We start from the raw sequence: 26,115 nt of genomic DNA on the forward strand, positions 1-26,115 counted from the left end.
GGTGGGCGGCATGGCGATCGGCGGGGCCACCTGGCCCGACATCCTCAAATGGGGCGCGACGGCGCTGACCATCGCGGGGGCGGGCACCACCGCCGCCGATCTCGGAAGGCGCGCCACGGGCTGGGGCTTCGCGCTGCTGGCGGGTGGATCGGCCTGCTGGCTGGCTGCCGCGCAGCTGGAGCAGGAGAGCCAGCTCGGCCTCACCAACCTGGTGCTGCTGGCGCTGAACCTGTTCGGGGTGTGGCGCTGGCTGGTGCGAAGGGGGAGCGCTGCTCCCCCTTGACCTCCTCGCCAGGGTCCGGCCGGACCCTGGACAGGGAGATCATTGATGATGGTCCAGGGGGCTCTGCCCCCTGGCGGTAGGGGTCCGGGGAAGGCGGCGCCTTCCCCGAAAGTCACCCGCGCCGCACCCGGTCCGGCGAGACATCCACCGGCCCCCCGCGCAGCTGCGCCTGTTCCATCATCTCCCCCGGCTGCGTCTCCCCGGGATGGATCGGATCATCCACCTGGCCGGCGGCCCGGTTGTCGTCCGCGTCGTCGCCCGTCTCCCCGGGCCGCACCCGCTCGCCCCCCGGCAGGGTCGGCCGCAGCGCGTCCTCGGACCCGCGGGCCTCGTCGTTCCTGTCCTTGTCGTCCATGGAAGTCCTCCTGGCTGAGGGCCGGGAACGCCAGGCGAGGCGTGGGGGTTGCGCGGAACCCGCGGCGCTGTCGCGCCTTGCAGTCCCGGAACGACGGAGGGCGTGGCATGGCGGGCTGGTGGCGGGGCGCGGTGATCTACCAAATCTATCCGCGGTCCTTCCGGGATTCGGATGGCGACGGGGTGGGTGACCTGAAGGGCATCCTCCGGGGGCTCGACCATATCGCGGCGCTGGGCGTGGACGCGGTCTGGCTCGCCCCCGTCTATGCCTCACCCCAGGCGGATTTCGGCTATGACGTCGCCGACCACTGCGCCGTGGACCCGCCATACGGCACGCTCGCGGACCTTGATGCCGTGATCGCCGGCGCCCATGCGCGCGGCCTCAAGGTCATGCTGGACCTCGTCACCGGCCATACCAGCACCGCCCATGCCTGGTTCCGGGAAAGCCGCGCGCGGCGGGACGGGCCGCTGGCCCGCCGCTATGTCTGGGCGGAGGCGAAGCCCGATGGGTCGCCGCCCAACAACTGGCTTTCCGTCTTCGGCGGCCCGGCCTGGCGGTGGGAGCCGCGGCGCCGCCAGTACTACCTGCACCATTTCCTGCCCGACCAGCCGGCGCTGAACCTGGAGGACCCGGCCACGCTCGATGCCGTGGCGGGCGTGATGCGCTTCTGGCTGTCCCGCGGCGTGGATGGCTTCCGCCTGGATGCGCTGGATTTCCTCGCCCATGACGCCGCGCTGCGGGACAACCCGGCCGCGCCGCCGCGCCCCGATCCGCCCGCCAAGCTGTTCGGGATGCAACGCCACCAGCACGACATGATGGGGCAGGGGACGGACGCCATCCTGCGGCGCTTCCGGGCGGAGGCCGACGAGGCCGGCGCCGTGCTGCTGGGGGAGTTGTCGTCCCAGCCCGGCGCCCATGCGCGCGTCGCCCGCGCCACGGCGCCCGGCCTGCTGCACATGGCCTATACCCTGGCGCCGCTCCGCGCCGGCTTCGACCACGCCGTGGCCCGAGGGCTGGTGGAAGCCGCCGCGATTCCCGAGGGCTGGCCCTGCTGGAATTTCAGCAACCACGACGTGGTCCGCGCCGCCACGCGCTGGTCCCCCGGCGGCGTGCCGGAGGCCCGCGTGACGCGCCTGCTGCTGGCCCTGCTGCTGACCTTGCGCGGCAGCGCCTGCCTCTACCAGGGGGAGGAGTTGGGCCTGCCCGAGGCCGATCTGCCGTTCGAGGCGCTGCGCGATCCCTTCGGGATCAGCTTCTGGCCGGATTTCGCGGGCCGCGACGGATCCCGCACGCCGATGCCCTGGGACGCGGCCCTGCCCCATGCCGGCTTCACCAGCGGCACGCCCTGGCTGCCGGTGCCCGACACCCATCGGGCGCTTGCGGTTTCCGCCCAGCAGGGGCCGGGCAGCGTGCTGTCCTTCACCCGCGCCCTGCTGGCGGCGCGGCGCGCCAGCCCGGCGCTGGTGGCGGGCAGCCTCCGCCCCCTCGACCTGCCCGCGCCGCTGCTGGGGTTCGATCGGGCGGAGGGCATGGATCGCGTCCGCTGCCTGTTCAACCTGTCGCCCGATCCCGTCCCCCTGCCCGCCGGCCTGGCGGGCGGCATGGCCCTTGCCGGCAGCCCCCTCCCTGGCCCCGCAGTGCCGCCGCCGGATGGCGTGCTGCATGGCTGGGGGGTGTCGCTCGCGCGGGTGTGACCCTGGACGGCGGCGCCCTGCTGGGCTTCAAGCGCGCCACCATACTGCCATGGCAGCCGGAGCCACGCCGATGAACCCCGCCACGCGCGACGCCCTGATGGGCGTCACCACCGCCACCCTGACCACCGTGCTGCTGAAGAAGGGCGTGCGCTTCTGCTACATCGCCGGCAGCCGCCCGATCGTGCAGGGCCCGACGAAGCGCATCGTCGGCCCGGCCTTCACGCTCCGCTTCACGCCGACGCGGGAAGACCTGGCGACGGTCGAGAGCTGGTCCTCCCCCCGTTCCACCCGCGCGGCGATCGAGGACATGCCGGAGGGCTGCGTCGCCGTGGCGGATGCCATGGGCAACACGGCCGCCGGCATCTTCGGCGACATCCTCTGCGCCCGCATGGCGAAGAAGGGCGTGGCGGGGCTGGTGACGGATGGCATGGTGCGGGACGGCGCCGGGGTGATCGGCACCGGCCTGCCGGTCTTCTGCCAGGGCTATGTCGCCCCGGCTTCCGTCGCCGCGCTGAACTTCGTGGGCTGGCAGGAAGTGATCGGCTGCGGCGGCGTCACCGTGGTGCCGGGCGACATCATCGTGGCGGACCAGGACGGCGCCGTGGTGATCCCGGCCGCGCTGCTGGATGCCGTGACGGAAGCGGCGGTGGAGCAGGAGCGCCTGGAAGGCTGGATCATGCAGGAGGTCGAGAAGGGCCTGCCGCTGCCCGGCCTCTATCCCCCCAATGCCGAGACCAAGGCCCGCTACGAGGCCGACCGCGCCAAGGGCTGAAGGCGGGCGGGTGAAGGCCGGGACCATGGGCAGCGGCGCAGCGCTGGTGGATCGCGCCGGGGTGCATCGGCTGCGCAACCTCGGCCCCCGCAGCGCCGCCATGCTGGCGGATGCGGGGATCGAGACGGTGGGCGACCTTCGCGCGCTGGGTGCGGCGGGGGCCTTCCGCCGGCTGCGGTTCATGGGCGCGAAGCCGTCGCGCAACCTGCTCTGGGCCATGGCGGCCGGGCTGCAGGGGCGGGACTGGCGGACGCTGGACGAGGCGGAGAAGGCGGCGCTGGGGGCCGCCCTGTTGGATTGAGCGCGAAACCGCTGGCGGCGGCGCTGTGTTCCTGTTATGTTCAAGCCACCAAGCGGCCCCATCACGCCCGCCGGCTGGCCCTTGGGCCCTCCGCGCCTGTGGCGCCGCCGCCACGCGCAAGCGCTGACCGCGGCGGCCGGCCGGCCGGCCGCCGCGGGGATGGCCCCGAAAACGGTGCTAAACGTCCTAAATCGGCTAAAGGGGCTTTAGATTTTAGTGGCGCCCCGGCCACAGGCCGACCCGGAACGACGGGGCCCGGAAAGCGCGGGCCAAAAAAAACCCCGACGCCTCGCAGCGCCGGGGAAGTGTTGGTCCGCACACCATGTGCGAGACCGCCGGGAGAAAACGTCGAGGCAATGCCTTGACCGTCCATCCTCTGCGCCTTCCGGCCTGACGCCGGCGTGACCGGCAGGTGAAGCCTTGGTCAGCCACGCTGCGCTGCAATCGATGCCGGCGCTGATCCTTCCGCGGGCCGGCGCAGGAAGGCGCCCTGCGCGACCAGCGCCGCCTGGATGGCCGCCACCGGCACCGCCCGCGGCGCCACGCCCCGCGCGGCCGCCAGCGCGGCGCCCACCCCCGCCGCCTGGCCGGTCAGCCAGCATTGCGGGATCTCCCGCAGGAAGGAATGGCTGGTGGCATCGCAGGACAGGTGCCGGCCCGGCGCCAGCAGCCCGTCCAGCGCCACCGGCACCATCGCCCCAAAGGGCACCGAGACCGGCGCGAAGGAAGGCGCCAGGCTGGGGGAGACGCCGATCTCCTCCGCCGAGATACGCCCATCCCACCACGCCCGCGTCACCGGCGTGACGCCGGCCAGCCGCCGCGCGTGACGGACGCCGAGCTGCGGCGCGGAAAGCATCGGGAAGGCGCGCTCGAAGCCCGGGCATTCCGCGCGATAGCGGTCGAGGTGGCGGAACATCAGGCGGTGGGAGATCACCTCCACCGCCGCCAGGTCATCGACCATCACGGCGGAATAGCCCGCCAGGCGCGGGCCCATGAACAGCGCCACATCGTCCCGCCAACTGGCGAAGGCCTTGTCGAAGAAGCCGACCGCTTCCTTGCCGCGGCGCATGAACTCGCTGAATTCGTCCGGCTTTTCCGCCCGCCAGGCCAGGTAGCGCGGCATGTCCACGCCGCCCCAGGTCCAGGACGTATTCATGCAGTGGTGGATATCGCGCTCGTCCACATCCTCGGCGAAGGCGGCGCCGGCGCGGGCATAGAGGTCGCCATCCCCCGTGCCATCCACCGTCACCTTCGCCAGCACGGCGCGGCGGCCCTGCTTGCTCTCGAAGATCGCGCCGGCGACGGCACCATCGCGCAGGATGGGCGCCGCGCCCCATGCATGGAACAGCATCTCCACCCCCGCTTCCGCGCATAGCTCCAGGCTCGCGGCCTTCAGATGCTCCGGGCAGACGGTGGGGGAATGGGTGACGGTGCCGTGGAAGGCGGCGGTGCGCAGCGCCCACCAGGCGGCGGTGGCGGCATCGCGGGATCCCCAGGCTTCCCGCGGCGGGCCGGCGACGACCTCCGCCGGCAGGCGGCCGAGCAGCTCCTCCGCGAAGCCGCGGATCAGCAGGCTGCCGTCCCAGCCCGTCATCCGGTCGATCCACACCACCAGCCCGCCGGTGGACAGGCCGCCCAGGTGGTTGTGGCGCTCCAGCAGGATGGTGCGCGCGCCGAGCCTGGCGGCCGCCACCGCGGCGGCGGTTCCGGCGGGGCCGCCGCCCACCACCAGCACGTCGCACTCGGCATGGACGGGGATGTCCCGCGCTTCCTCCCGCACCGTCAGGCCGGTATCGGCCCGCCGGGCGCGGGCCCGCGGGGTGAAGACCTCGGATCGGAAGAACAGGCGGCCGCCATCATTCGTGCCCATGCGCGGCAGGATAGGGCGATCGGACCCGGCGTCCCAGCCTTCGCGGCGCCTCAGCCTTCACGGAGCCCCGGCGGGCGCTGTATCCTGCGCGGCCCCACCCGATGGCGAAGGCTCCCCGGCCCTTCATGCGCAACCTGCTGCACGCAACCGACCGCGATCGCCTGGCCGCCTGGTTCCGCGGTCCCATCGACCGTGTCGTCACGCTGGGCGGCCGTCCCGTGGGGGCGCTGGCGGAAGGCGCGGCGGGGGGCAGCTACTGCGTCGCCCCGGCCAATGCACGGGCGGCGGAACTGCTGGCCATGCCCGACATCCATGATGCCGCGCCCGGCCTCGTGGAAACCGCCATCGACTTCGCCATGGCGATGGAGGATGCGCCCGCGCCCTCCCGCTGCCTCGGCAACCACGGGCTGGTGGTGCAGCGGGATGATCCGCGGGACCTGGTGGTGCTGACGCCCTTCCACGTCTTCACCGGCGACCTCTCCGCCGGGCTGCTGCACCAGCGCCCGCGCGGCCCCCTGGCCGGCCTGGTCGCCGTGACCCACAGCGGCAACCTGGTGGAGTTCCAGCTCGGCCGTCGTCGCCATTGCGAGGATGTGGAGAACGCCATCACCGATTCCGGCCTGCGCCAGGACGGGGACGAGATCGTCCTGTGGCATGAAAGCCGCGTGATGGGCCGGGCTGGCTGGCTGCGGCCCCGCCCGGTGGAAGCCGGGCGACTGCGCTACGAATACGCCATCTCCGCCAGCTCCCCCCTCCTGCGCGTCACCGTCACCTTCACGGCCACCGCGGCGCTGCGGCGGCTGCGCGTGACGACGGCGGCCGATGGCCTGTCCGACAGCGGCTTCGCCGACGTCTCGGTCCACGCCGCCGGGGCCTGGACCGCCTTCGCGCCCCCCGCCGCGGCGGGCACCGCCGCCGTGTCGCCGACCGGGCCGGTCACCCATCTGGGGGTGGCGACCGATGGCTGGTGGCCGGATGGTCCCTCGCTGCATCTGCGTCCCGCCGATCCCGCCCGGGTGATGCACGCCAGCGCCACGGCCCTGAAGGCGGGCCAGCTGCACTGGCTGCTGCTCCGTCACGGTCCGATCGACCTGCCGCCCGGCGGGTCTCTGACGGTGCGGGAGGACCGGCTCCTCTCCATCGGCCTGACAGGGCCGGAGGCCGCGCGGGCAATGCTGCCGGGCGCGGGGATGGAGGGGCTGGACCGGCACCCCCTGCCGCCCCAGGGCGCCACGCTGAACGCCATCGGCACCCATCTGCTGTTCGCCGCCGCCGAGGCCTATCGCACCCCCGTGCCGGCGGAACGCCGGGCCGCGCTGGCTGCCTGGTTCGACGCCCAGCTGGCCCGGCTGCAGGCCGGCGATCCGGGGCTGGAGGACCTGGCCCAGGCGGCGCTGGGCGTGGAGGCGCGACTGCGCACGGAAGGCCGGCCCGGTCATGCCGCGGCACTCGGCGACCTGGCCGGGCGACTGCTGGCCCTGCAGGGGGAGGATGGCGCCTTCCGCGAACGTGATGGCGGTATCGCCAGCCCGGCCGCGCATGCCCAGGCGCTGCTGGCCCTGGCCCGCGCCTTGCCGCAGCTGGACCCCGCGCGCCTGGCCCCCGCCATCCACGCCGCGGTCGCCGCGGTCTGGCCCGCGACGGTGGAACTCGTGGCCGGGCCGCGCCTGGTGGCGGCGGAGGGGCTGCGGGTGGGCGATGCCATCCGGCAATCGGAGCTTCGCTACGCCGAAGGGGTCTCGCTGATGGCCCGGGCCGCCGGCGCGGTGGTGCTGGCCGCCACCGCCAGCCCCGGCGTGCTGGCGGAGGCCACGATCGGCCAGGCGGAGGAACTGCACCACCAGGCCATCGCGCTGCTCCGCCCCCTGGTGCGGCTGCAGGGCGGGGTGCTGGAGGTCATGCCCTCCCCCTTCGGCGGCGATCCCGAGCCCACGACCCAGGCGGCCGCGATCCTCGGCCTGATGGCGCCGGATGCCGTGATCCTGGGCCTCGCCGCGTCAGCGGCGTGAAGGGGCACCGCGTCAGCGGCGTGAGGCGGTTGGGCGGGCTGGCGGCGTTGCTGGTGCTGGCCGGCTGCGCCACGCCGCCACCGGCACCCGCGCCGCCGCTGTCCTATCCCCCCGCCGCGGCCGACCGCGTGGTGCGCATCGCCCTGGCGGAGTGGCGGGATTGGGGAGAGGTCGCGCGCGACGCCTGGACGGACGCCGCGGAAGCCCCGGCGCGGGAAGCCGATCCCGTCAATTTTCCGCGCGTCATGGCCTATTGGCAGGCGGTGCCGGAGGATCACGGCGCCATCCCGCTGAACCGCCGGCGCTACGCCGCGGCCCTCGCCCGTCAGCCCGATGGCGCGGCGCTCTGGGCCACCCCCTACTGGTCCGCGGCCTTCATCTCCTGGGTCTTCCGCGCGGCGGGGGTGGATGTGGCGGAGTTCCCGCCCAGCGCCACCCACGCCTTCTACCTGGACGGGCTGATCGAGACCGCCCGGCGCTTCCCGGCCGAGGCCCCCTTCATCCCCCATGCGCCGGAGGATCGCGCCCCCGCCCCCGGGGACCTGCTGTGCTTCGACCGCGGCGCCGCGCCGCTGCGCCACTGGACGGATCGCCTGGCGGAGGCCGGGCGCGCGCGGGCCATGCATTGCGACATCGTGGTGGCGACGCCGCCTGGGCAGGTCCAGGCGGTGGGGGGCAATGTCCTCGATGCCGTGACGATGACGCGCTATCCCGCCAGCCCCGATGGCCGCCTGCTGCCGGCGCCGCCGGGCCGCCGGCCGCTGCTGCTGCTGGTGGAAAGCCGGCTCGGGCGGCTGCCGCCATGGCGGCCCGTGGCCGATTGACCGCTGGCGTCCCGGCTGTATGCCAGGGGCAAGCCGCCCGCATCCCGGGCCCCGGAGCATGACCGCCATGGCCGAACTCTTCGCGCCCCTCACGATTCGCACCGTCACCCTGCCGAACCGCATCGGCATCTCCCCCATGTGCCAGTACTGCGCGGGGCCGGATGGCAGGCCGACGGATTGGCACCTGGCCCACCTGTTGCAGCGCGCCATCGGCGGCGCGGGCATGGTGATGGCGGAAGCCACCGCCGTGACGGCGGATGGGCGCATCACCCCCGGCGACCTCGGCCTGTGGGAGGATGCGCAGATCCCCGCCCATGCGCGGCTCGCCGCCGCCATCGCCCATGCCGGCGCGGTGCCGGCGATCCAGATCGGCCATGCCGGCCGCAAGGCCAGCCGCGCGCCCGCCTGGGACGATGCGCCGGCCGATCCGGGCTGGGAGATCAAGGCCCCCTCCGCCATCCCCATGGGCCACTTCACCACGCCGACCATGATGACGGCGGAGGAGATCGAGGCGCTGCCGGCGCTGTTCGCCGCCTGCGCGAAGCGGGCCGTGGCCGCGGGCTACCGGCTGGTCGAACTGCACGCCGCCCATGGCTATTTGCTGCACCAGTTCCTCTCGCCCATCAGCAACACGCGCAATGACCGCTGGGGCGGGGATTTCGAGGGCCGGGCGCGCCTGCCGCTGGCCATCGCCCGGGCCGTGCGGGAAGCGGTGGGCGAGGATTTGCCTCTGTTCGTCCGCGTGTCGCACACCGACTGGATCGAGGGCGGGTGGACGACCGAAGAAACCATCGAATTGTCGAAGCGCCTGCAGGCCGCTGGGATCGATGGCATGGACGTGTCCTCGGGCGGCATCGATCCCCGGCAGAAGATCGTGCTCGGCCCGGGCTACCAGGTACCGGGGGCAGAGGCGGTGAAGCAGGGTGCCGGGATGGTGGTGGCCGCCGTCGGCCTGATCACGGAGCCGGAGCAGGCCCAGGCGATCATCACGGAAGGCCGCGCCGATCTGGTGCTGCTGGCCCGCGCCACGCTGCGCGATCCGTACTGGCCGATGCGCGCCGCGGTGGCGCTCGGCCGTGTCGATGCGGCGCGGACGCCGCCGCAATACGACCGCGCCTGGGGCAGTATCGCCCGCATGGGCATGCGGCGTGAGACCGGGACCCCGATGCCGGCGCTGGGCGAGTAAGGGGCCCTACGGCCCGGCGATGGTGGTGAGCGCCGCCGCGACCTCCGCCGGGCCGAAGGGTTTTTCGAGCACGGGCGGCGGCTTGTCCGGGTCCAGCGAGGCCACCGCGGAAGGCCCTGCCACCGTATCGCCGGTGACGAAGCAGAAGCGGCCGCGCAGCCCGGGATGGGCGGCGATGGCGCGGCGATAGAAGGCGCCGCCGCCGCCGCCGGGCATGCGAAGGTCGCAGAAGACGCCATCCAGCCCGCCCTGCGCCAGGCGCGCCAGCGCCGCCGGGATGTCGGTCACCACCTCCGCCGCCACGCCCTGCACGGCCAGCAGGTCGGCCAGCGCCTCCCCCACCTCCGGCTCGTCATCCACCACCAGCAGGCGGCGGCGCGGGGCGGCGCGGGGGGCTTCGGGCAGCGCGGCGGCGGTGCCACCACCACCCGGCGGCAGCCGCACCACGAAGCGGGCGCCGCCCAGCAACCCGTCCTCCAGCGTGATCGTGCCGCCATGGGCGCCGAGGATGTTGCGGCAGACCGCGAGGCCAAGGCCGGTACCCGCGCCCAGCGGCTTGGTGGTCACATAGGCCTCGAAGATCCGCTCCCGCATCGCGGGGACGACGCCGGGGCCGGTATCCTCCACCGCGAAGCCGGCGCCGCCATCGGGGGTGGCGAAGGTCTCGATGCGCAGGCGGCGTGGTTCCGGCTGGTCCGCCAGCGCGGCCTGGGCATTGACCAGCAGATTCACCGCCACCTGGCCGAGCTGGTCGGGGTCCGCCTCCACGCTCGGGAGCCCCGGCGACAGCGCGTGTTCCACCGCGATGCCGGCGCTGCGCAGCGCATAGGCAACCAGCTCCTGCGCGCCGCGGAGCATGCCGTTGAGGTCGACGGCGCTGCGGCTGGGCGGCTGCTGGCGCACCATCGCCAGGAAGGTCTTCACGATCCGCCCGCAGCGCGCGGCCGCGGCATGGATGCGCGCGGCGCGGTCGCGCACCGCCGGATCCTCCGCCACCGCTTCCAGCATGGTCGTCTGCGCGACCACGACGGCCAGCGGGTTGTTCAGCTCATGCGCCACGCCGGCCAGCAGGCTGCCGAGCGCCGACATCTTCTCCGTCTGGTGCAGGCGTTCGCGCTGGCGGGCGAGTTCGGCCTCCGCATCCCGCATCGGCGTCAGGTCGCGCAGCCAGGCCGTGAAGAAGGTGCGGCCGGCGGCCTTCACCTCATGGATCGACATCTCGCAGGGGAAGACGCTGCCATCGGCGCGCATGGCCTCCATCTCCAGCCGCTGGCCGAGCACATGGGGGCAGCCGGTGGCGTGGTAGCGGGCGAGCCCGGCCTCATGCCCCGCGCGGTGATGCGGGGGCACGATGGTGTCGCCGATCGGGCGGCCCATGATCTCGTCCCGCCGGTGGCCGAAGATGCGTTCCGCCGCGGCGTTCCAGCCGATGACGCGGCAATCCCGGTCCGCGGTGATGACGGCATCCAGCGCGGCATCGATCACGCCCTGCTTCAGCGCCTCCGCTTCCGTCAGCCGGGCGAGCAGGGCGGGTTCGTCATGCGCCATCGGGGGTGCCATCGGGGGTGAAGACATAGCCCTGGCCGCGCAGGGTGCGGATCAGGCGCGGGTTGGCGGGATCGGCTTCGATCTTGCGGCGCAGCCGGGTGATGCGGACATCGATGGAACGGTCGAGCGGATCGGCATCCTTGCCACGCGCCAGCACCAGCAGCCTCTCGCGCGACAGGACCTGGCCCGGATGGGTGGCGAGGATGAGGAGGAGGTCCACCTCCATCGTCGTCAACGGCACCTCCCGCTGCGTCGGATCGAGCAGGCGGCGGCTGTCCTGGCAGAGGGTGAAGCCGGCGAAGCGGAGGTGCGTCGCGCGGGCGGCAGGTGCCGGCGGGGTGGTGCTGCGCGGCCCGACAGGCGCTTCCGGCGGCGCCGCGACCGGGGAAGGCGCCACGGGGACGGCGACGCGGCGACGCAACACGCTGCGCAGCCGCGCCAGCATCTCCCGCAATTCGAAGGGCTTGCCGATATAGTCGTCGGCGCCGACCTCCAGCCCGACGACGCGGTCCACCGTCTCGCCCAGCGCCGTGACCATGATGATGCCGGGCGGGCGGGGCAGGGCGCGCAGGCGGCGGGCGATGGAAAGCCCACCCTCCCGCGGCAGGTTCAGGTCCAGCAGCACGACATCGACATCGCCGCCCGCGAGGACGGCATCCAGCGCCGTGCTGTCGGCGCAGGCGAAGACAGCGAAACCCTGCAGCCGAAGGTAGTCGACGACCACCTCGCGCAGATCGGCTTCATCCTCGACCACCGCGATGCGGCTCGGCGACGCCATGATTTCCCTTTGCTCCGGAGCAACAGGGGCAATCTACCGAGTGGAACCGGGCCATGTCACCGCGCCGGACCGGCGCGGTGAAACCGTTGCAACGATGCAAACAGTGTTTCAGCGGCCGGTCATGATCCGCTCGACCAGCTGCTTCGCCGTCGGCACGAAGCCGTTGGAGTAGAAGGGGTCGGTGCCGAAGCGGTAGGCGTTGTGGCCGGAGAACATGAGGTTCCGCTCCAGCCTGCCGCCATGGGCGATGTCCTGCAGGGTCTTCTGGATGCAGAAGCTGCGCGGATCGGCCTTCTTGCCGGTGCTGTAGTCGGGCCCGTTCTGCGTCCAGTTGGAGAAGCGGCAATGGGACAGGCAGCCCATGCAATCCGTCTGGTCGTTCAGGATCTCCCGCGCCGCGGCCGGGGTCTCGAATACCAGCGTGTCGTCGGGCGTGCGCAGTGCTTCCGTGAAGCCGGCCGCGATGTAGCCTTCAGCGCGGGGCAGGTCGTCCGGCTTCAGATAGACCAGGCGCTTGCGCGGGCCGATGCCGAGCGGCGCCGTGTGTGCCTCATTCGGCTCGGTCGTGAAGGGCACCTGGCGTTCGCTGCGCGCTTCCAGCTCGTTCAGGAAGTCGGTGCGCACGGCGGAGGAGTAGAAGCCCGTCGGGCTGAAGGGCTGCAGCAGCACGTCGCCCTCCTTCAGCTGGAGGAGGCGGGTCTTCCATTCCTCGCTGATCGGGCTTTCCTGCGTCAGCAGGGGACGGGTGCCGAACTGGAAGGCGACGGGGCCAAGCTCCTCGCTGTCGATCCAGTGCTCCCATTCCTCCAGCCACCAGACGCCGCCGGCCATGATGATCGGCACGTCGTGCAGGCCGAATTCGCGCATCTGCTGGCGCAGCTTCAGGACGCGGGGATAGGGATCCTCCGGCCGCTTCGGGTCTTCGCTGTTGGACAGGCCGTTATGGCCGCCGGCCAGCCAGGGGTCTTCATAGACCACGCCGCCCAGCAATTCGCGCTGCTTGTTGTAGGACCGCTTCCACAGCGCGGCGAAGGCGCGGGCGGAGGAGATGATGGGGTAGTAGTGGACGTTGTATTCGCGGGCGAGATCCGCCAGGCGATAGGGCATGCCGGCGCCGCAGGTGACGCCATGGACCAGGCCCTTGGCGCCTTCGAGGATGCCGCGCGCCACGCGTTCGGCGCCGCCCATCTCCCACAGGATGTTCATGTGGATGCGGCCCTGGCCGCCGGCGCGTTCATGCGCCTCCCGCGCCTGGGCGATGCCGCCGGCGATGCCGTAGGCCACCAGCTCCTCATGCCGCTCGCGCCGCGTGCGGCCGGTGTAGGTCTGCCGGATGACGTTGCCATCGGCATCGTAGCTGTCGGCGTTGACGGCGGAAAAGGTGCCGACGCCGCCGCCGGAGGCCCAGCCGCCGCAGGTGGCGCCGTTGGACACCGCCACGCCCTTGCCGCCTTCGACAAGCGGCAGGACTTCGACGCCGCCCATGCGGATCGGGTTGATCGCCTTCAAGGCTCTAGGCTCCGGTGACTGTCTCAGACGAGGGGTGGCTCATGCGAATGACGGGACGTCCCGGAAGACGTCCCGTCCTGCGTGAATATGGCGTGTCCGGTGCCCGAGCGGGAGGGGGGGACCCGGGATTACCCGAGTCCTGCCCTCAACGCCGGCCGGGACAGGGCGGAAACTCTCCGCCCCTTGTCGCTCACCCGCCGCTTGCGCGGCGCGGGTGGCTTATTCGCCGCCTTCGCGGCGGGGGCGGAAGCCACGCTCACCGCCGCGGTCGCGGCGCGGGCCGCGGTCACCGCCGCGATCGCCACGGTCACCGCCGCCGCCTTCGCCATCCTCGCGCGGGCGGCGGGCGCCGACCTGTTCGGTGATGTCGGCGCCGGTGGCCTGGTCGACCACGCGCATGGAGAGCTTCACCTTGCCGCGGTCGTCGAAGCCGATGACCTTCACCTTGACCGCATCGCCATCCTTGACGACGTCGCTGGTCTTCTGGACCCGCTCATTCGCCAGTTCGGAGATGTGGACCAGGCCGTCCTTGGCGCCGAGGAAGTTCACGAAGGCGCCGAATTCGGCCGTCTTCACGACCTTGCCGTTGTAGATCTTGCCGATCTCCGGCTCCGCCACGATGCCCTGGATCCAGTCGATGGCCTTCTGCGCGGCCTCGATGCTGACGGCGGCGACCTTGATGGTGCCGTCATCCTCGATGTCGATCTTGCAGCCCGTCTGCTCCGTGATCTCGCGGATCACCTTGCCGCCGCTGCCGATGACGTCGCGGATCTTGTCCTTGTTGATGTTGATCACGGTGATGCGGGGCGCGGTGGCCGCCACGTCGCCGCGGGCGCCGGACAGGCCCTTCGCCATCTCGCCCAGGATGTGCAGGCGGCCGTCCTTGGCCTGGCCGAGCGCGATCTTCATGATGTCGAAGGTGATGGACGTGATCTTGATGTCCATCTGCAGCGCGGTGATGCCGTTCTCCGACCCCGCCACCTTGAAGTCCATGTCGCCCAGGTGGTCTTCGTCACCCAGGATGTCGGACAGCACGGCGAAGGCGCGGTCTTCCTTGATCAGGCCCATGGCGATGCCGGCGCAGGGGCGCTTCAGCGGCGTGCCGGCGTCCATCAGCGCGAGGCTGGTGCCGCAGACGGTGGCCATGGAGGAGGAGCCGTTGGACTCCGTGATCTCCGACACCACGCGCATGGTGTAGGGGAACTTCTCCTTCTCCGGCAGCAGCGGGTGGATGGCGCGCCAGGCCAGCTTCCCATGCCCGATTTCACGGCGCCCGGGCGAACCCATGCGGCCGGTCTCGTTCACGGAATACGGGGGAAAATTGTAGTGCAGCATGAAGTTCTCGCGGTATTCGCCCGCGAGGGCGTCGATGATCTGCTCATCCTGCCCGGTGCCCAGCGTGGCCACGCAGAGCGCCTGCGTCTCACCGCGCGTGAACAGGGCGGAGCCGTGCGAGCGCGGCAGGATGCCGACCTCGGCCACGATCGGGCGGACCGTCTTGGTATCGCGGCCGTCGATGCGAAGGCCGGTGTCCAGGATGGCGTTGCGGACGACGTCGGCTTCCAGCTCCTTCAGCAGACCCTTGGCGGCGCCGGCATCCAGGCCCTCGGCCTCCAGCGCGGCGACGACGGCCTTCTTGGCGGCGCCGACGGCGTTCTGGCGGGTCAGCTTCTCGACGATCTTGTAGGCTTCGGCCATCGGCGTGCGGCCGAGTTCGGCGATGCGGGCCTTGAGCGTCCGGGTGGCCTCGCTCTCCTCCGGCAGGGCCCAGGCGTCCTTGGCGGCCACTTCGGCCAGCTCGATGATGCCCTGAATGACCGGCTGGAACGACTTGTGGCCGAACTCCACGGCGCCAAGCATCACGTCCTCGGACAGTTCCTTCGCCTCGGACTCCACCATCAGCACGCCTTCGGCGGTGCCGGCGACGACGAGGTCGAGGTCGCTCTGCGCCAGCTGGGCGGCGGTGGGGTTCAGGACGTACTGGCCATCGATGTAGGCGACGCGCGCGCCGCCGACCGGGCCGAAGAAGGGGATGCCCGACAGCGTCAGCGCGGCGGAGCAGCCGACGAGGGCGACGATGTCCGGATTGTTCTCGAGGTCATGCGACAGCACGGTCGCGACCACCTGGACCTCGTTGCGGAATCCGTCCGGGAAGAGCGGGCGCAGCGGGCGGTCGATGAGGCGGGAGACCAGGGTCTCGTTCTCGGAGGGGCGACCCTCGCGCTTGAAGAAGCCGCCGGGGATCTTGCCCGCGGCGAAGGCCTTCTCCTGGTAGTTCACGGTCAGCGGGAAGAAGTCCTGGCCGGGCTTCACGCTCCGGGCGCCGACCACGGTGCAGAGCACGATGGTGTCGCCGAGCCGCGCCATCACGGCGCCATCCGCCTGGCGGGCAATCTTCCCGGTCTCCAGCGTCAGCAGCTGGCCGCCCCAGGAGATGTCCTTGCGGAAGTATTTGTCGAACATGCGTCGTCCTTCTCGGACCCGCCGGATGCGGGGCCACGTCATGACACCGCCCGCGCGGGTTTCCCGCGGACGGCTGAATGCGAGGAAGACGGATGCGCGCGATGTCGTTCCTGTCCGATCGGACAGGGATGGTCGGCGACTCGGGCGGCATGGGGAGGCGGAGGGCCCACCGCGTTGTCTGCGCAGTGGGAAGGCCGCCCATGTGGCCGGAGGCGCCGTCATCCTCCCATCCGGGAACGGCCCATCCTCGAAGCATCCGCTGCCATCGCAGCGAAGGCCGGGGCCCCGTCGGGGGACCGGCCCGGGCGGGGCTATGGCATGGAAGGGGGCGAAAGGCCAGCGGAAAGGCCGCGCGCGGGGTCAGCGCCCCCCCGGCCCACTGCCGGGGCCGCCACCCGGCCCCCCACCCGGCCCCCCACCCGGCCCCCCACCGGGGCCGCCACCCGGCCCCCCACCGGGGCCACTACCGGGGCCGCCTCCCGGGCCGCCGCCTGGCCCGCTACCTCCCCCGCCCCCCGGCTGCCCCGCGCCCGATGGCCCCACCCCGGGGGGCGCGGCGCCCGGCGGGCCGCCCAGGCCGCCAGCCCCGCCCGGGGGCCCGTTCCCGTCGGACATCGCCGGCGGGGGCATCGCGGCAATGGCCAGGAAGCGGCCATCGGCCTGGCGCGTCACTTCCACGACCAGGCGGGCTGCCGCCGCCTGCGCCAGGGTGTCCTGCGCCGGGAATGCGGGGGCGGCGACTGGCACGACCGGCCCGCCGGGACCCAGCCGCAGCCCATCCGTGCCGCCGCCGACGAAGGCTTCCACCAGCAGGCGCCTTGTGTCCGGCCCGAAACGCCGCGACGGGTCGGCCAGCGTCAGGTCCGACGCCACGGCATCAAGCACCAGCAGGCCATCGCGCCAGATCCCCGTGGCGACCACGGGCTGGCCGAGTGCCAGGCCGCCGACGCCCCCCAGCGCCAGGCGCGCGGCGCCGAGCCGGAGCCCGGCGTCATCCCGTTCCACCATGCCGCGCAGCAGGACCGGGCCAGGCGTGGCGGGGTCGATGCGGGTGGTCTCGATCACCCCATCCGGCCGCGCGAGGCCGCTGACGGCGACCCAGGTGCCGGGCGCCCAGCCCTTGCCGCCGCGGAGCGCCGGGGCGAAGCCGATGGGCTGGCCCGCGACGACAAGCCCGTCGGGCCGCGTCCCGGTGACGGGCCCCACCACCGCATGCCGCACCGCGACAGTGTCGGCGCGCAGTACCGCGCCCTCGCCCAGGGCGCGGATGACGACGACCTGCCCGGCCCGCAGCGGGGCGCCGGGGCCGATGCCGCCATCGGGCGGCACCGCGGCCTGGCCGGTGCCATGTTCCACCGCCACGCCATTGACGCAGATGCTGGCGAAGCCGGTGACCACGCCGATCACGCCCGTCCCGCCGATGCCGCGGTCCCCGCCCGCCATGACGCCTGTGGCCACGGGCCCGCCGGTGCCGCCGATGCCGCGATCCCCGCTGCCGAGCACGGGACCGTCATCCGGGCCGATCCGGCAGGCCGGGTGGGCCGGCGGCGCCGCGGGCGCGCAGGCCGCCATCGCCAGCAGCAGAAGCAGGGCAGCGCATCCCCTCATGCCCGCGGCTCCGCCCGGGCAGCCGGTCGGGCCGCGGGGACCTCCGGTTCGGCATAGAGATAGATGCCGAGGTTGACCCGGCGGGTCGGCGTGCCCGGCGGCGGGTCGGGCTGGTTGTCCAGCAGCTGCAGGACCTCCCGGTTCACCTCCACCAGCAGGCGTTCCACTGCGGCCCGGCTCAGCGCCTCCATCCGATCCGCGACCGGCTCCGGCAGGCCGTCATAGTGCACGGCGCGTTCCAGGAAGGCGGGCGAGGCGCCCGCGACATTCGCGGTGGCGGCGGCCAGGTGGTCGTGTAGATTACGGGCAAAGTAGTGCAGCTGCGCCTCCGTCCCCGGCCGCGGCACGAAGGCCGAGGCCTGGAGGATGGCGCGATCCTCCCCGTCCAGGCGCACCAGGCCCTGGGCCAGCCAATCATCCAGCACGGCGCGGGGCCGGATGTCGCGCGTCACGGCGCTCACCAGCGCCTCGAAGGAGGGTTCGCCGGGCGGCGCCGTGCGGGGCAGGGGCAGGGGCCGCCCCTCGGCATCCGTGAAGGCGGGCAGGCCGAGCCAGCGGGCGACGAGCTGGCTGCCGCGCGTCACCACCGCCGGCACCGCGGGCGCATCCGGGGGCTGTTCGCGCAGGCGCCGGATCTCCTTCCGGTGCACGCCCGTCATCAGGCTGAGGCGGCTGTCGGTGCGGGCGGCCGCGGTCGCGATCTCCTCCGCCGCCACCTGGACATAGAGGGCGCGGACCAGCTCCGCGAAGACGGGCCAGGTGAGGCCGGCGCGGATCATCAGCCGCAGTAGCGGGCGCAGCAGCCGGGCGAGCGGCCGCATGAGGGCCGGCGCCAGGGGCGGGCCCTGGGGGGGGGTGCCCTGGGGGGTCGTGGGCGGGTCGGACAAGGGACGGACACTTCCGGGTGTGCGCCAGCGTAACACGTCGTGACGTGGGAAATCAGCCCACATCGTTGACGTGGGAAAATTTCCCACTCTATGGTGCGGCCAGACCACAAGGCGGACCCCGTGATGACCTCCTCCAAGCCCCTTGCTTCCCATCGGCCCGTTGCCCGCATCGCCGCCGCGCTGCTGGGGGAGTTGCGCCGGCACCCCGCGCTGCGCGCCGGCCTTCGCGGCCTGGCCCGTCCCGCGCTGCCGCTGCTGCGTCCCTGCCTGCGCGCCCTGCCGACGCCCGATGCGCTGGGCTACCAGCGTTGGATCGAGGCGCATGACACGCTGACGGAGGCCGAGGCGCAGGCGATGCGGCGGGAGGCGATGGAGCGGCGCAACCCGCCGCTGCTGTCCATCGCCATGCCGGTTCATGAGACGCCGCCGGCGCTGCTGCGCCAGGCGATCGAATCCCTGAAGGCGCAGACCTACCCCCATTGGGAACTCTGCGCGGTGGACGATGCCTCGCCATCCGGCCATGTGGAGGCGCTGCTGGCGGAGATGGCGGCGGTGGATCCGCGCATCCGCTGGCGCCGGCGCACGCGCAACGGCCACATCGCCCGCGCCACCAACGATGCCATCGGCATGGCCCGCGGCGATTTCGTGCTGCTGATGGACCATGACGACCTGCTGCCGGCCCGCGCGCTGCATGACGTGGCGGCGCTGGTGCGCCAGCACCCCGACCTCGACATCGCCTATTCGGACGAGGACAAGATCGATGCGCAGGGGCGGCGCTTCGCGCCCTATTTCAAGCCGGATTTCGACCCTGACCTGCTGCTGGCGCAGAACCTGGTCAGCCATCTCGGCGTCTATTCCAAGCGGCTGCTGCGGCGGATCGGCGGGCTGCGGCCGGGCTTCAATGGCAGCCAGGACCATGACCTGGCGCTGCGCGCGGCGGCGGCGACGACACCGGCGCGCATCCATCACATCCCGCGCATCCTCTATCACTGGCGGCAGCCGGCCCAGGGCAGCTACTCGAAGCGGGAGGCCGCGCGCTGCGTCCGTGCCTCCCGCGCCGCGGTGATGGAAAGCCTGGCCGCCGCGGGCGAGGTGGGGGTGGTGCTGCAGCCGGCGCCGCTGGCGCCGAGCTGGCACCGCGTGGTGCATCCGGTGCGCATGCCGCGGCCGCTGGTCAGCGTGCTGGTGGCGATGCCGCGGGGCGGCCGGCTGCCGGAATGCGCCGATGGCGTGCTGCGCAGGACCCAATGGGCGGAGCTGGAGATGATCGTCGCCGCGCCCATGCAGGAGCGCGGCGGCGATCCGGCCAGTCCGCCGGCGGGCGCCTTCCGCCCGCTCGATGCGCGGGTCCGCTTCCTGGACGTGCCGCCGGGCACCAGCCGCGCGGGCGCGCTGAACCTGGCGGCGGCGGAGGCGCGGGGTTCACTGCTGCTGCTGCTGGACCCCGCGATGGATGTCCTGTCCCCCTACTGGATCGGGGAACTGGCCGGCCAGGCGCTGCGCCAGCCCGTGGGCGCCGTGGGGGCGAAGCTGATGGGCCATGACGGGCGCCTGCTGCATGCGGGCTATGCGCTGGACCCGGCGGCGGTGGTGCGGCCCGTGGCGCCGGATGCCATGGCCGGGGAGGTCGGCCCGGGCGGCATGCTGGCGCTGGCGCGGCAGGTTTCCGCCGTGTCCGGTGCCGTCATGATGCTGCGCCGCGCGGTGTTCGAATCCGCCGGTGGGCTGGATGAGGAGGCGCTGCCGCATGCGATGCATGACGTGGATTTGTGCCTGCGGCTTCGCTGGCGCGGGATGCGCGTGCTGCACACGCCCTTCGCCATGCTGATGCATCGTGGCGTGCTGGACGCCCTGCCGGGGCCGCTGCCGGAAGGCTTGGCGGCCATGGAGGCGGCACGCGCGGTGATGCGCCAGCGCTGGGCGGAGACCCTGGCCGCCGATCCCTTCCACAACCCGAACCTGCCGCAGCTGGCGGCCTGCACGGCCGACAGCACCTTCTCCCGCTTCGGCTGGCCGCGGGAGGGCGCGGCATGATCGCCGCCGGCATCGTGCTGTTCCACCCCGCGCCGGCGCTGCTGGAGGAGTCGCTGGCGGCGCTCGAGGCCTCCGTGACGCGGGTCTACCTGTTCCTCAACGCGCCACTGGATGCGGCGGCGCGCGCGGTGCTGGACCGCCCGGGCCGGCGGGCGCCGGTGCTGCTCGGGGATGGCAGCAACCAGGGCCTTGGCGTCGCCTACAACCGCATGGCGGCGGTGGCGCGGGCGGAGGGGTTCGAGGCGCTGCTGCTGCTGGACCAGGACAGTTCCCCCCCATCAGCGATGGTGGCGGCACTGCGGGGCGCGCGGGCGCGGCTGATCGCGGCTGGCGAATGCCCGGCGGTGGTGGGCCCCATGCCCGTGGCGGCGCGGGGCTGCGGCTGCAAGGCGCCGCGGGCCTTCCGCCGGGGCGCGGCGGCGCCGGTCGCGGGCGCCGTGCCGCTCGAATTCGTCATCTCCTCCGGCTCGCTCATCGACCTCGCGGCCTTCGAGGCGGTGGGCTGGTTCCGCGAGGATTTCTTCATCGATGCCGTGGACATCGAATGGTGCCTGCGCGCCTGGGCGGGGCATTTCTCCTGCTGGATGCTGGCGACCATGCCCATGCCGCACCGGCTGGGCAGCGGGGTGCTGCGCGTGCCGTTGCTCGGGCTGCGGCTGGCGCGGCAGCCGCCGCGGCGGCTGTACACCCATGCGCGCAACCAGGTGGCGATGCTGCGCCTGGCCTCCGTGCCGGTGGCGTGGAAATGCCGCGCGGCGCTGACCATCGCGGCGCAATCCGTGCTGTACGCCGCGGCCGGGCGAAGCTGGCAGGCGCTGCGGGCCTTCTTCCTGGGCGTAACCGATGGGATGCGCGACCGGCTCGGGCCGGTCGCGCGGGATTTCGGCCGGGACAGCAGGGCTTGACGGTCGCTGCCCGGCCCGGCGGCTATTCCGCGGCCTGCGCCAGCCCGCGCGGCGCTTCCGGCGCGCGCGCCCAGAGTTCCGGCGCCAGCTCCTCCCGCCGGTCGGGGAAGGCCAGGGCGCAGAGGAAGGTGACGCCGCCGAAGGCCGACAGCACCAGCAACACGCTGCCAAGCCCGCCCGCCGTGCCGTGCAGCCAGGCGATGACGGGGCTGGCCGCGGCGGCGCCGAGGAAGCCTACGAAGAAGCGGATGGAATAGAGCCGCGTGCGCAGGGCGGGGCCGACATAGCGCGCCGTCATCGTCTCATTCACCGTGACCTGGCCGAAGATGGCCGCCGCCAGCAGGCCCGCGACGGGCAGTACCGCCCAGCCATCCAGGAAGGACAGCAGCGCGAGCCCGGGCAGCGGCACGCAGGCCAGCGGCAGGAAGACGCGCTTCAGCGTGTTGCGGTCGATCAGACGCCCGACCGTGAGTTGCGTGATGCCGCCGCAGATGATGGCGAGGAAGGCGAGCACGCCGACCACTGGCAGCAGCTCCGGCGAATTGGCCAGCCGCTCCTCCATCAGCTTCGGCAGCAGGATGGTGAAGGCGTTGAAGATGAAGCCGGAGACGGCGGCCAGGCTCATCAGCACCACCACGGCGCGGCGGACGATGGCGGGCGGGATCTCCGGGAAGGGCTTGGAGCCCGCCTTGGCCTTGGCGCTGTCCTCCGGGCCTTCGCGCAGGTAGAGCAGGCCGACGGCGAGGCAGAGCAGGCCCGGGATGATGAAGGCCCAGCGCCAGCCGATGGCGGCGGCCAGGAAGGCCGTGACGGCCGGGGCCAGCGCCACGCCGGCATTGCCGAAGACGCCGTTGATGCCCATGGCGCGGCCCACCTTCTCCCCGGCCGCATCCACCAGCATGGCGGTGCCGATGGGGTGGTAGATGGCGCTGAAGGCGCCCATGAAACCGAGTGCGAGGGCCAGCGTGACAGGCCCCGTCGCGAAGCCCGCCGCCACCATCGCGGCCCCGGTGCCGAGGAAGAAGGCCGCCATCAGCGCCGGCCGGCCGAAGCGGTCCGCCAGATTGCCCATGGGCAGCGACCCGATGCCGTAGACCACGAACATGCCCGTGCCGAGCGCGACGATCGGGCCGTAGCCGGTGCCGAAGACCTCCGGTTCCTGCAGCAGGATGCCGAGCACGGCGGTGGCCAGGATCAGCAGCCCGTAATGGGTGAAGATATGCGCCGCGTTGATGAACCAGATCGTCCGCCGGGCCGCGTCCATGAGTGCCGTTTCCAACTATCCTGACTGGGACCATGCTAGGCTGGCGCATCGGAGACGTCCCGACAGTCCATGTCGCCAAACCGCCAAACCGACCGTGCGCCTGCCCCGCGGCGCGACCTGCCGCAGGACGGGGTGGACCGGCCGCTCGCCGCCTTCGCGCGGGACTACGCGGATGGGGAGGGTGTTCCCCGCCACGCGCATGACCGCGCGCAACTCCTCTGGGCCACGCGGGGCACCATGCGCATCGCCACCGACGCGGCGGGTTTCGTGGTGCCGCCGGGCCATGCGCTGTGGATGCCGGCGCGGGAGCCGCATCGCGTGGAGACGGAAGGCGGCGTCGCGATGCGGGCGCTGTTCCTGCGCGCCGATGCCGCGGCGGCGGGGCCGGGGGAGGCGACGGTGCTCGCCGTCTCGCCCCTGTTGCGCGAACTCATCCTGGCTGCCTGCGCGGAGCCGCTGGAATGGGACCCCGCGGGACGCGGCGGGCACCTGGCGGCGTTGATCCTCGATGAGATCGCCCGCGCGCCGGCGCTGCCCTTCCGCGTGCCGGAACCCCGCGACGCCCGGCTGAAGCGCCTGGCGGCGGCGCTGCGGCAGGATCCCGCCAGCCCGCGCCGGCTGGAGGATTGGGCCGAACAGGCCGGCGCAAGCCCGCGGACGCTGGAACGGCTCTTCCTGGCGGAGACCGGCATGGGCTTCGCGCGCTGGCGGCAGACTCTGCGGCTGGCGGAGGCGGCATCGCGGCTGGCCAGCGGGGAAACGCCGGCGCGGGCGGCGGCGGCGGTGGGCTATGCCAGCGCGCCGGCCTTCGGCGCGGCCTTCCGCGCGGCCTTCGGCATCACGCCGGGGGCGGCGCGCCGGTGATGGGCGGTGGCGTCTCCTCGGCCGGCGCGGCGGCGCGACCGGCGCCGTAGCGCGGGCGAGGGGGGCGGGGCGGCCAGGCGGCGGCCTCGACCTGGTCCGCCACGGCGGCGATCCTCGCGGCCACCACCGGATGGCCGCCATCCAGCGCCCCGATCGCCAGGCGGCGCAGCTCCGCCAGGATGGTCTCCAGCGACGGCGCCGCCGGGGACGGGGTGTTCACCGGCGGTATGCAATCCGTGTCCGAGCGCTTCATCGGCGTAACATTGCGCACCGGCTTTCATCCGCCCAGGGGCGACGAGGGGACCGCCCGCCCCCCCGGTCATCACAAGAAAGCGATCCGGTTGCGGGAACTTCCGCGCTGCCGCGTTGGTGCCCCAATCGGGACGGGAGGAGACGCATGCGCAGCGCATCGGCTGAACATCTGCCTGAGGCAGCCGGCCTGGCCGCGACCATGATGGCAGGCCCGTCGCCGCTGAAGGCGGTGATCGTGATCCTGCTGGTCTGGGCGGTCGCCACCACGGTCTTCGTCGGCGGGCTGGGCGCCTGGGTGGCGATGTGGCGGCGCTGGCGGATCCGGTAGCGGGCGGCAGCCCTTGCGCCCCGGCGACTTGAACATAACATGAACGAAAACCTGCTGGATTCCGTCCCCCATGGAGCTGCGCGAGAAGCTCGAAATCCTGGCCGATGCCGCGAAGTATGACGCATCCTGCGCTTCCTCCGGCACCACGCAGCGCAACAGCCTGAAGGGCGGCCTCGGCAGCACGGAGGGGTCGGGCATCTGCCATGCCTATGCGCCGGACGGCCGCTGCATCTCCCTCCTCAAGATCCTGCTGACCAATGCCTGCGTCTTCGACTGCGCCTATTGCGTGAACCGAGCATCCTCCAACGTCCGCCGCGCCCGGTTCTCGGTGCGGGAGGTGGTGGACCTGACGCTGGCCTTCTATCGCCGCAACACGATCGAGGGGCTGTTCCTGTCCTCCGGCATCATCCGGTCCCCGGACTACACGATGGAACAACTGGTGCTGGTGGCGCGGACGCTGCGGGAGGAGCATGGATTTCGCGGCTACATCCACCTGAAGACCATCCCCGATGCCGCGCCGGAACTGCTGGCGGAGGCGGGGCGCCACGCCGACCGCCTGTCCATCAACGTGGAACTGCCGAAGGCGGAGAGCCTGACGGCGCTGGCGCCGGAGAAGGATTTCCGCCGCATCCGGGTGGCGATGGCGGGGCTGCGCGGGCGGATCGAGGAATCGCAGGACGCCGTGAAGACCGCCCGCCGCGCGCAGCCCAAGCGCTTCGCGCCCGCGGGGCAATCCACCCAGATGATCGTGGGCGCGGACGGGGCGGATGACGGCGTGATCCTCGGCACCGCGACGGACCTCTATGCGGGGTACCGGATGCGCCGCGTCTACTACTCCGCCTATTCGCCCATCCCCGATGCATCCCGCCTGCTGCCGCCGATCGCGCCGCCGCTGGTGCGCGAACACCGCCTCTACCAGGCCGACTGGCTGCTGCGCTTCTACGGCTTTTCGCGTGAGGAGATCATGGCGGGCGGGGAGGGCGGCATGCTGGACCTGGAACTGGACCCCAAGACCGCCTGGGCGCTGAAGCACCGGGAACACTTCCCCGTCGATGTGAACACCGCGCCGCGGGAGGCGCTGCTGCGCGTGCCGGGGCTGGGGGCCAGGACCGTGGACCGGATCATCGCCGCGCGCCGGCACATGCTGGTGCGGGCGGAGGATTTGGCGCGGCTGCGCGTGTCGCTCCCCAAGGTGCTGCCCTTCGTGCTCCTGCCAGGGCATCGCGCGCGGGGGCTGGAGCGGCCGGGGCTGCGCGGGCTGCTGGTGCCGGAAACCGCCTTCGCCCGCGCGGCGAGGCCGGTACAGATGTCGCTGTTCTGACATCCCTGCCGAACGGGGCGAGGCCGGGATCGCTGCCCCGGCCCGCCTTGCGGCCTGCCGGTTTGCGGCAGCGCCCTGTCCCCGCAGGGCGGCGGCGGCGCGATCCCGCATCGCGGGCGTTCGCCGCCGCCGCCTCATGGCCGGCCGGGGTGGGAGGGGTGGCCGGCCATGGTGGGCTCCACCACCGCGTCACGCCGCAGGCGTGCCGCGGTGGAACCGCATCACCGCATCGCGGCGATATCGATCACCTCGGCCGGGGGCAGGCCGGCCACGGCGCCGGTCGCGGTCAGGCGGCCATTCGCCATGTCGATGGTGTGCAGCGTGCCGCTGGCCAGCACGAAGCCCGTATTGCCGCCCTGCGCATCGGTCAGGATGTCGAAGGCCGTGCTGGCGGGCAGCGTCATGCCGACCATGCCGCGGGGCTGCTGCACGCCGTCATTCGGCGGCGCCTGCAGGTTGAAGCTGCCGAGCAGGGTATCGAGCGTGTAGAGCGCCGTCGTCGGCGCGCCCGGCTGCCCGGCTGCCGGCGCATTGGCGGGCGGCGCGACGCTGTTGCTGTAGGCGCCGGCGGTGATGCGCGGCGTGGTGTTGGCGTTGGCGCCTTCGCCATACTTCAGCGTGCCGTCGCGCACGACTTCCCCGGTATCGACGTTCACGCGGAAATTCGTGCCGTTCATGCCCATCAGGCGCAGCCGGTTGGCGACCGGGTTGAAATCCACCACGGCGCGGCCGCCGCCATCGAAGGGCATGGCGAGGCGGGAGACCTGCGTGGCACGACCCGTCGCGGGATCGATGGCGACGATCTGGCTGCGATCCGTCACGCCATAGAGGCGGCCATCCTGCGGCCGCTGGTCGATGCCGATGACGCGGCCCTCGGCACCGGTGATGCGGACCGGCGCGCTCGCGCGGCGGGTTTCGCCATCGATGCGGACCAGGCTGTTCTCGGCCGTCAGGCCGATCAGCGTCGTGGCGCTGGCGGGGGCGGCGGCGATGAGGGCGGCGGCGAACAGGCTGTAGCGCAGGGTCGGGGACATCGCGTTTCTCCGTTGTCGGGCACGGG

The 26,115-nt window shown here is 72.9% G+C and carries 23 protein-coding genes; 12 read left to right on the forward strand and 11 right to left on the reverse strand.

The genetic code is table 11. The features are described 5' to 3' along the window. The first annotated feature begins 10 nt into the window (after positions 1–10). Complete coding sequence (locus tag BM041_RS00875) at positions 11–283, forward strand: hypothetical protein (RefSeq protein ID WP_092954093.1); 273 nt, start codon at positions 11–13, stop codon at positions 281–283. Between the two features lie 112 nt (positions 284–395). Here BM041_RS00875 and BM041_RS00880 read toward each other — a convergent pair whose 3' ends face one another. Next, positions 396–638, reverse strand: coding sequence for a hypothetical protein (locus tag BM041_RS00880; RefSeq protein ID WP_092954096.1), 243 nt, complete (start codon positions 636–638; stop codon positions 396–398). Between the two features lie 107 nt (positions 639–745). Between BM041_RS00880 and BM041_RS00885 the strand changes: the two genes are divergently transcribed. From BM041_RS00885 to BM041_RS00895, 3 genes are read left to right on the forward strand one after another with little or no spacing between them, the layout of a single operon-like run. Further along, the gene (locus BM041_RS00885) at positions 746–2,332 is read left to right on the forward strand and encodes an alpha-amylase family glycosyl hydrolase (protein ID WP_092954099.1); all 1,587 of its coding nucleotides are present in this window, start codon (positions 746–748) and stop codon (positions 2,330–2,332) included. A gap of 49 nt (positions 2,333–2,381) precedes the next feature. Then, positions 2,382–3,104 carry a ribonuclease activity regulator RraA gene (locus BM041_RS00890; protein ID WP_092954102.1) on the forward strand — a complete coding sequence of 241 codons (723 nt, stop codon included), beginning with the start codon at positions 2,382–2,384 and terminating at the stop codon, positions 3,102–3,104. A gap of 25 nt (positions 3,105–3,129) precedes the next feature. After that, positions 3,130–3,405, forward strand: a complete 276-nt coding sequence (locus tag BM041_RS00895) for a TfoX/Sxy family protein (RefSeq protein ID WP_175533647.1) — start codon at positions 3,130–3,132, stop codon at positions 3,403–3,405. A gap of 424 nt (positions 3,406–3,829) precedes the next feature. On the opposite strand, the gene BM041_RS00900 is transcribed toward BM041_RS00895, so the two are convergent. Next, the gene (locus tag BM041_RS00900) at positions 3,830–5,275 is read right to left on the reverse strand and encodes an FAD-dependent oxidoreductase (RefSeq protein WP_092954108.1); all 1,446 of its coding nucleotides are present in this window, start codon (positions 5,273–5,275) and stop codon (positions 3,830–3,832) included. A gap of 101 nt (positions 5,276–5,376) precedes the next feature. Here BM041_RS00900 and BM041_RS00905 point away from each other — a divergent pair, with 101 nt between their 5' ends. The 3 genes from BM041_RS00905 to BM041_RS00915 all read left to right on the forward strand — a co-directional run bounded on the left by BM041_RS00905 (position 5,377) and on the right by BM041_RS00915 (position 9,294). After that, on the forward strand, positions 5,377–7,284 hold the full coding sequence (locus BM041_RS00905; protein ID WP_139225921.1) for a hypothetical protein: 1,908 nt from the start codon (positions 5,377–5,379) through the stop codon (positions 7,282–7,284). Further along, positions 7,281–8,108, forward strand: coding sequence for a DUF2272 domain-containing protein (locus BM041_RS00910; RefSeq protein ID WP_245761871.1), 828 nt, complete (start codon positions 7,281–7,283; stop codon positions 8,106–8,108). The genes BM041_RS00905 and BM041_RS00910 overlap by 4 nt, the downstream gene beginning before the upstream one ends. A gap of 67 nt (positions 8,109–8,175) precedes the next feature. After that, positions 8,176–9,294: an NADH:flavin oxidoreductase/NADH oxidase gene (locus BM041_RS00915; protein WP_092954114.1), complete on the forward strand. Its 1,119-nt coding sequence runs from the start codon at positions 8,176–8,178 to the stop codon at positions 9,292–9,294. 6 nt (positions 9,295–9,300) lie between these two features. Here the strand turns inward: BM041_RS00915 and BM041_RS00920 are convergent, their stop codons facing one another. The 6 genes from BM041_RS00920 to BM041_RS00945 form a co-directional block, all read right to left on the reverse strand. Beyond that, a complete protein-coding gene (locus BM041_RS00920; RefSeq protein WP_217648574.1) occupies positions 9,301–10,854 on the reverse strand; it encodes an ATP-binding protein in 1,554 nt (517 codons plus the stop codon). Beyond that, a complete protein-coding gene (locus tag BM041_RS00925) occupies positions 10,832–11,620 on the reverse strand; it encodes a winged helix-turn-helix domain-containing protein (RefSeq protein WP_092954119.1) in 789 nt (262 codons plus the stop codon). Before BM041_RS00925 ends, BM041_RS00920 begins: the two co-directional genes overlap by 23 nt. 108 nt (positions 11,621–11,728) lie before the next feature. Further along, positions 11,729–13,129, reverse strand: coding sequence for an NAD(P)H-dependent flavin oxidoreductase (locus tag BM041_RS00930; RefSeq protein ID WP_092954122.1), 1,401 nt, complete (start codon positions 13,127–13,129; stop codon positions 11,729–11,731). Between the two features lie 219 nt (positions 13,130–13,348). Then, positions 13,349–15,592, reverse strand: coding sequence for a polyribonucleotide nucleotidyltransferase (pnp, locus tag BM041_RS00935; RefSeq protein WP_092954125.1), 2,244 nt, complete (start codon positions 15,590–15,592; stop codon positions 13,349–13,351). Between the two features lie 360 nt (positions 15,593–15,952). After that, positions 15,953–17,200 carry a hypothetical protein gene (locus BM041_RS31725; protein WP_139225922.1) on the reverse strand — a complete coding sequence of 416 codons (1,248 nt, stop codon included), beginning with the start codon at positions 17,198–17,200 and terminating at the stop codon, positions 15,953–15,955. Then, positions 17,197–18,021, reverse strand: a complete 825-nt coding sequence (locus tag BM041_RS00945) for a DUF6502 family protein (protein WP_092957290.1) — start codon at positions 18,019–18,021, stop codon at positions 17,197–17,199. The genes BM041_RS31725 and BM041_RS00945 overlap by 4 nt, the downstream gene beginning before the upstream one ends. A 189-nt stretch (positions 18,022–18,210) precedes the next feature. Between BM041_RS00945 and BM041_RS00950 the strand changes: the two genes are divergently transcribed. Both BM041_RS00950 and BM041_RS00955 read left to right on the forward strand, forming a co-directional pair. Next, the gene (locus BM041_RS00950; protein WP_175533649.1) at positions 18,211–20,121 is read left to right on the forward strand and encodes a glycosyltransferase; all 1,911 of its coding nucleotides are present in this window, start codon (positions 18,211–18,213) and stop codon (positions 20,119–20,121) included. Next, positions 20,118–21,026, forward strand: coding sequence for a glycosyltransferase family protein (locus BM041_RS00955; protein WP_092954134.1), 909 nt, complete (start codon positions 20,118–20,120; stop codon positions 21,024–21,026). The genes BM041_RS00950 and BM041_RS00955 overlap by 4 nt, the downstream gene beginning before the upstream one ends. Before the next feature lie 22 nt (positions 21,027–21,048). Here BM041_RS00955 and BM041_RS00960 read toward each other — a convergent pair whose 3' ends face one another. Further along, positions 21,049–22,290, reverse strand: coding sequence for an MFS transporter (locus tag BM041_RS00960; protein ID WP_092954137.1), 1,242 nt, complete (start codon positions 22,288–22,290; stop codon positions 21,049–21,051). Between the two features lie 132 nt (positions 22,291–22,422). On the opposite strand from BM041_RS00960, the gene BM041_RS00965 reads away from it, so the two are divergent. Beyond that, positions 22,423–23,154, forward strand: a complete 732-nt coding sequence (locus tag BM041_RS00965; RefSeq protein ID WP_245761872.1) for a helix-turn-helix domain-containing protein — start codon at positions 22,423–22,425, stop codon at positions 23,152–23,154. On the opposite strand, the gene BM041_RS00970 is transcribed toward BM041_RS00965, so the two are convergent. After that, positions 23,129–23,407, reverse strand: coding sequence for a hypothetical protein (locus BM041_RS00970; RefSeq protein ID WP_092954143.1), 279 nt, complete (start codon positions 23,405–23,407; stop codon positions 23,129–23,131). The two genes, BM041_RS00965 and BM041_RS00970, sit on opposite strands and share 26 nt — an antisense overlap. Before the next feature lie 144 nt (positions 23,408–23,551). Here BM041_RS00970 and BM041_RS00975 point away from each other — a divergent pair, with 144 nt between their 5' ends. Both BM041_RS00975 and BM041_RS00980 read left to right on the forward strand, forming a co-directional pair. Then, the gene (locus tag BM041_RS00975) at positions 23,552–23,734 is read left to right on the forward strand and encodes a hypothetical protein (RefSeq protein WP_092954146.1); all 183 of its coding nucleotides are present in this window, start codon (positions 23,552–23,554) and stop codon (positions 23,732–23,734) included. 70 nt (positions 23,735–23,804) lie between these two features. Beyond that, positions 23,805–25,055, forward strand: coding sequence for a putative DNA modification/repair radical SAM protein (locus tag BM041_RS00980; protein WP_092954149.1), 1,251 nt, complete (start codon positions 23,805–23,807; stop codon positions 25,053–25,055). Between the two features lie 221 nt (positions 25,056–25,276). On the opposite strand, the gene BM041_RS00985 is transcribed toward BM041_RS00980, so the two are convergent. After that, positions 25,277–26,089 carry a DUF4394 domain-containing protein gene (locus BM041_RS00985; RefSeq protein ID WP_092954152.1) on the reverse strand — a complete coding sequence of 271 codons (813 nt, stop codon included), beginning with the start codon at positions 26,087–26,089 and terminating at the stop codon, positions 25,277–25,279. Positions 26,090–26,115 lie beyond the last annotated feature (26 nt).

Origin of the sequence: Falsiroseomonas stagni DSM 19981 (assembly GCF_900114315.1) — a bacterium.
Taxonomy (GTDB): Bacteria; Pseudomonadota; Alphaproteobacteria; order Acetobacterales; family Acetobacteraceae; genus Falsiroseomonas; species Falsiroseomonas stagni.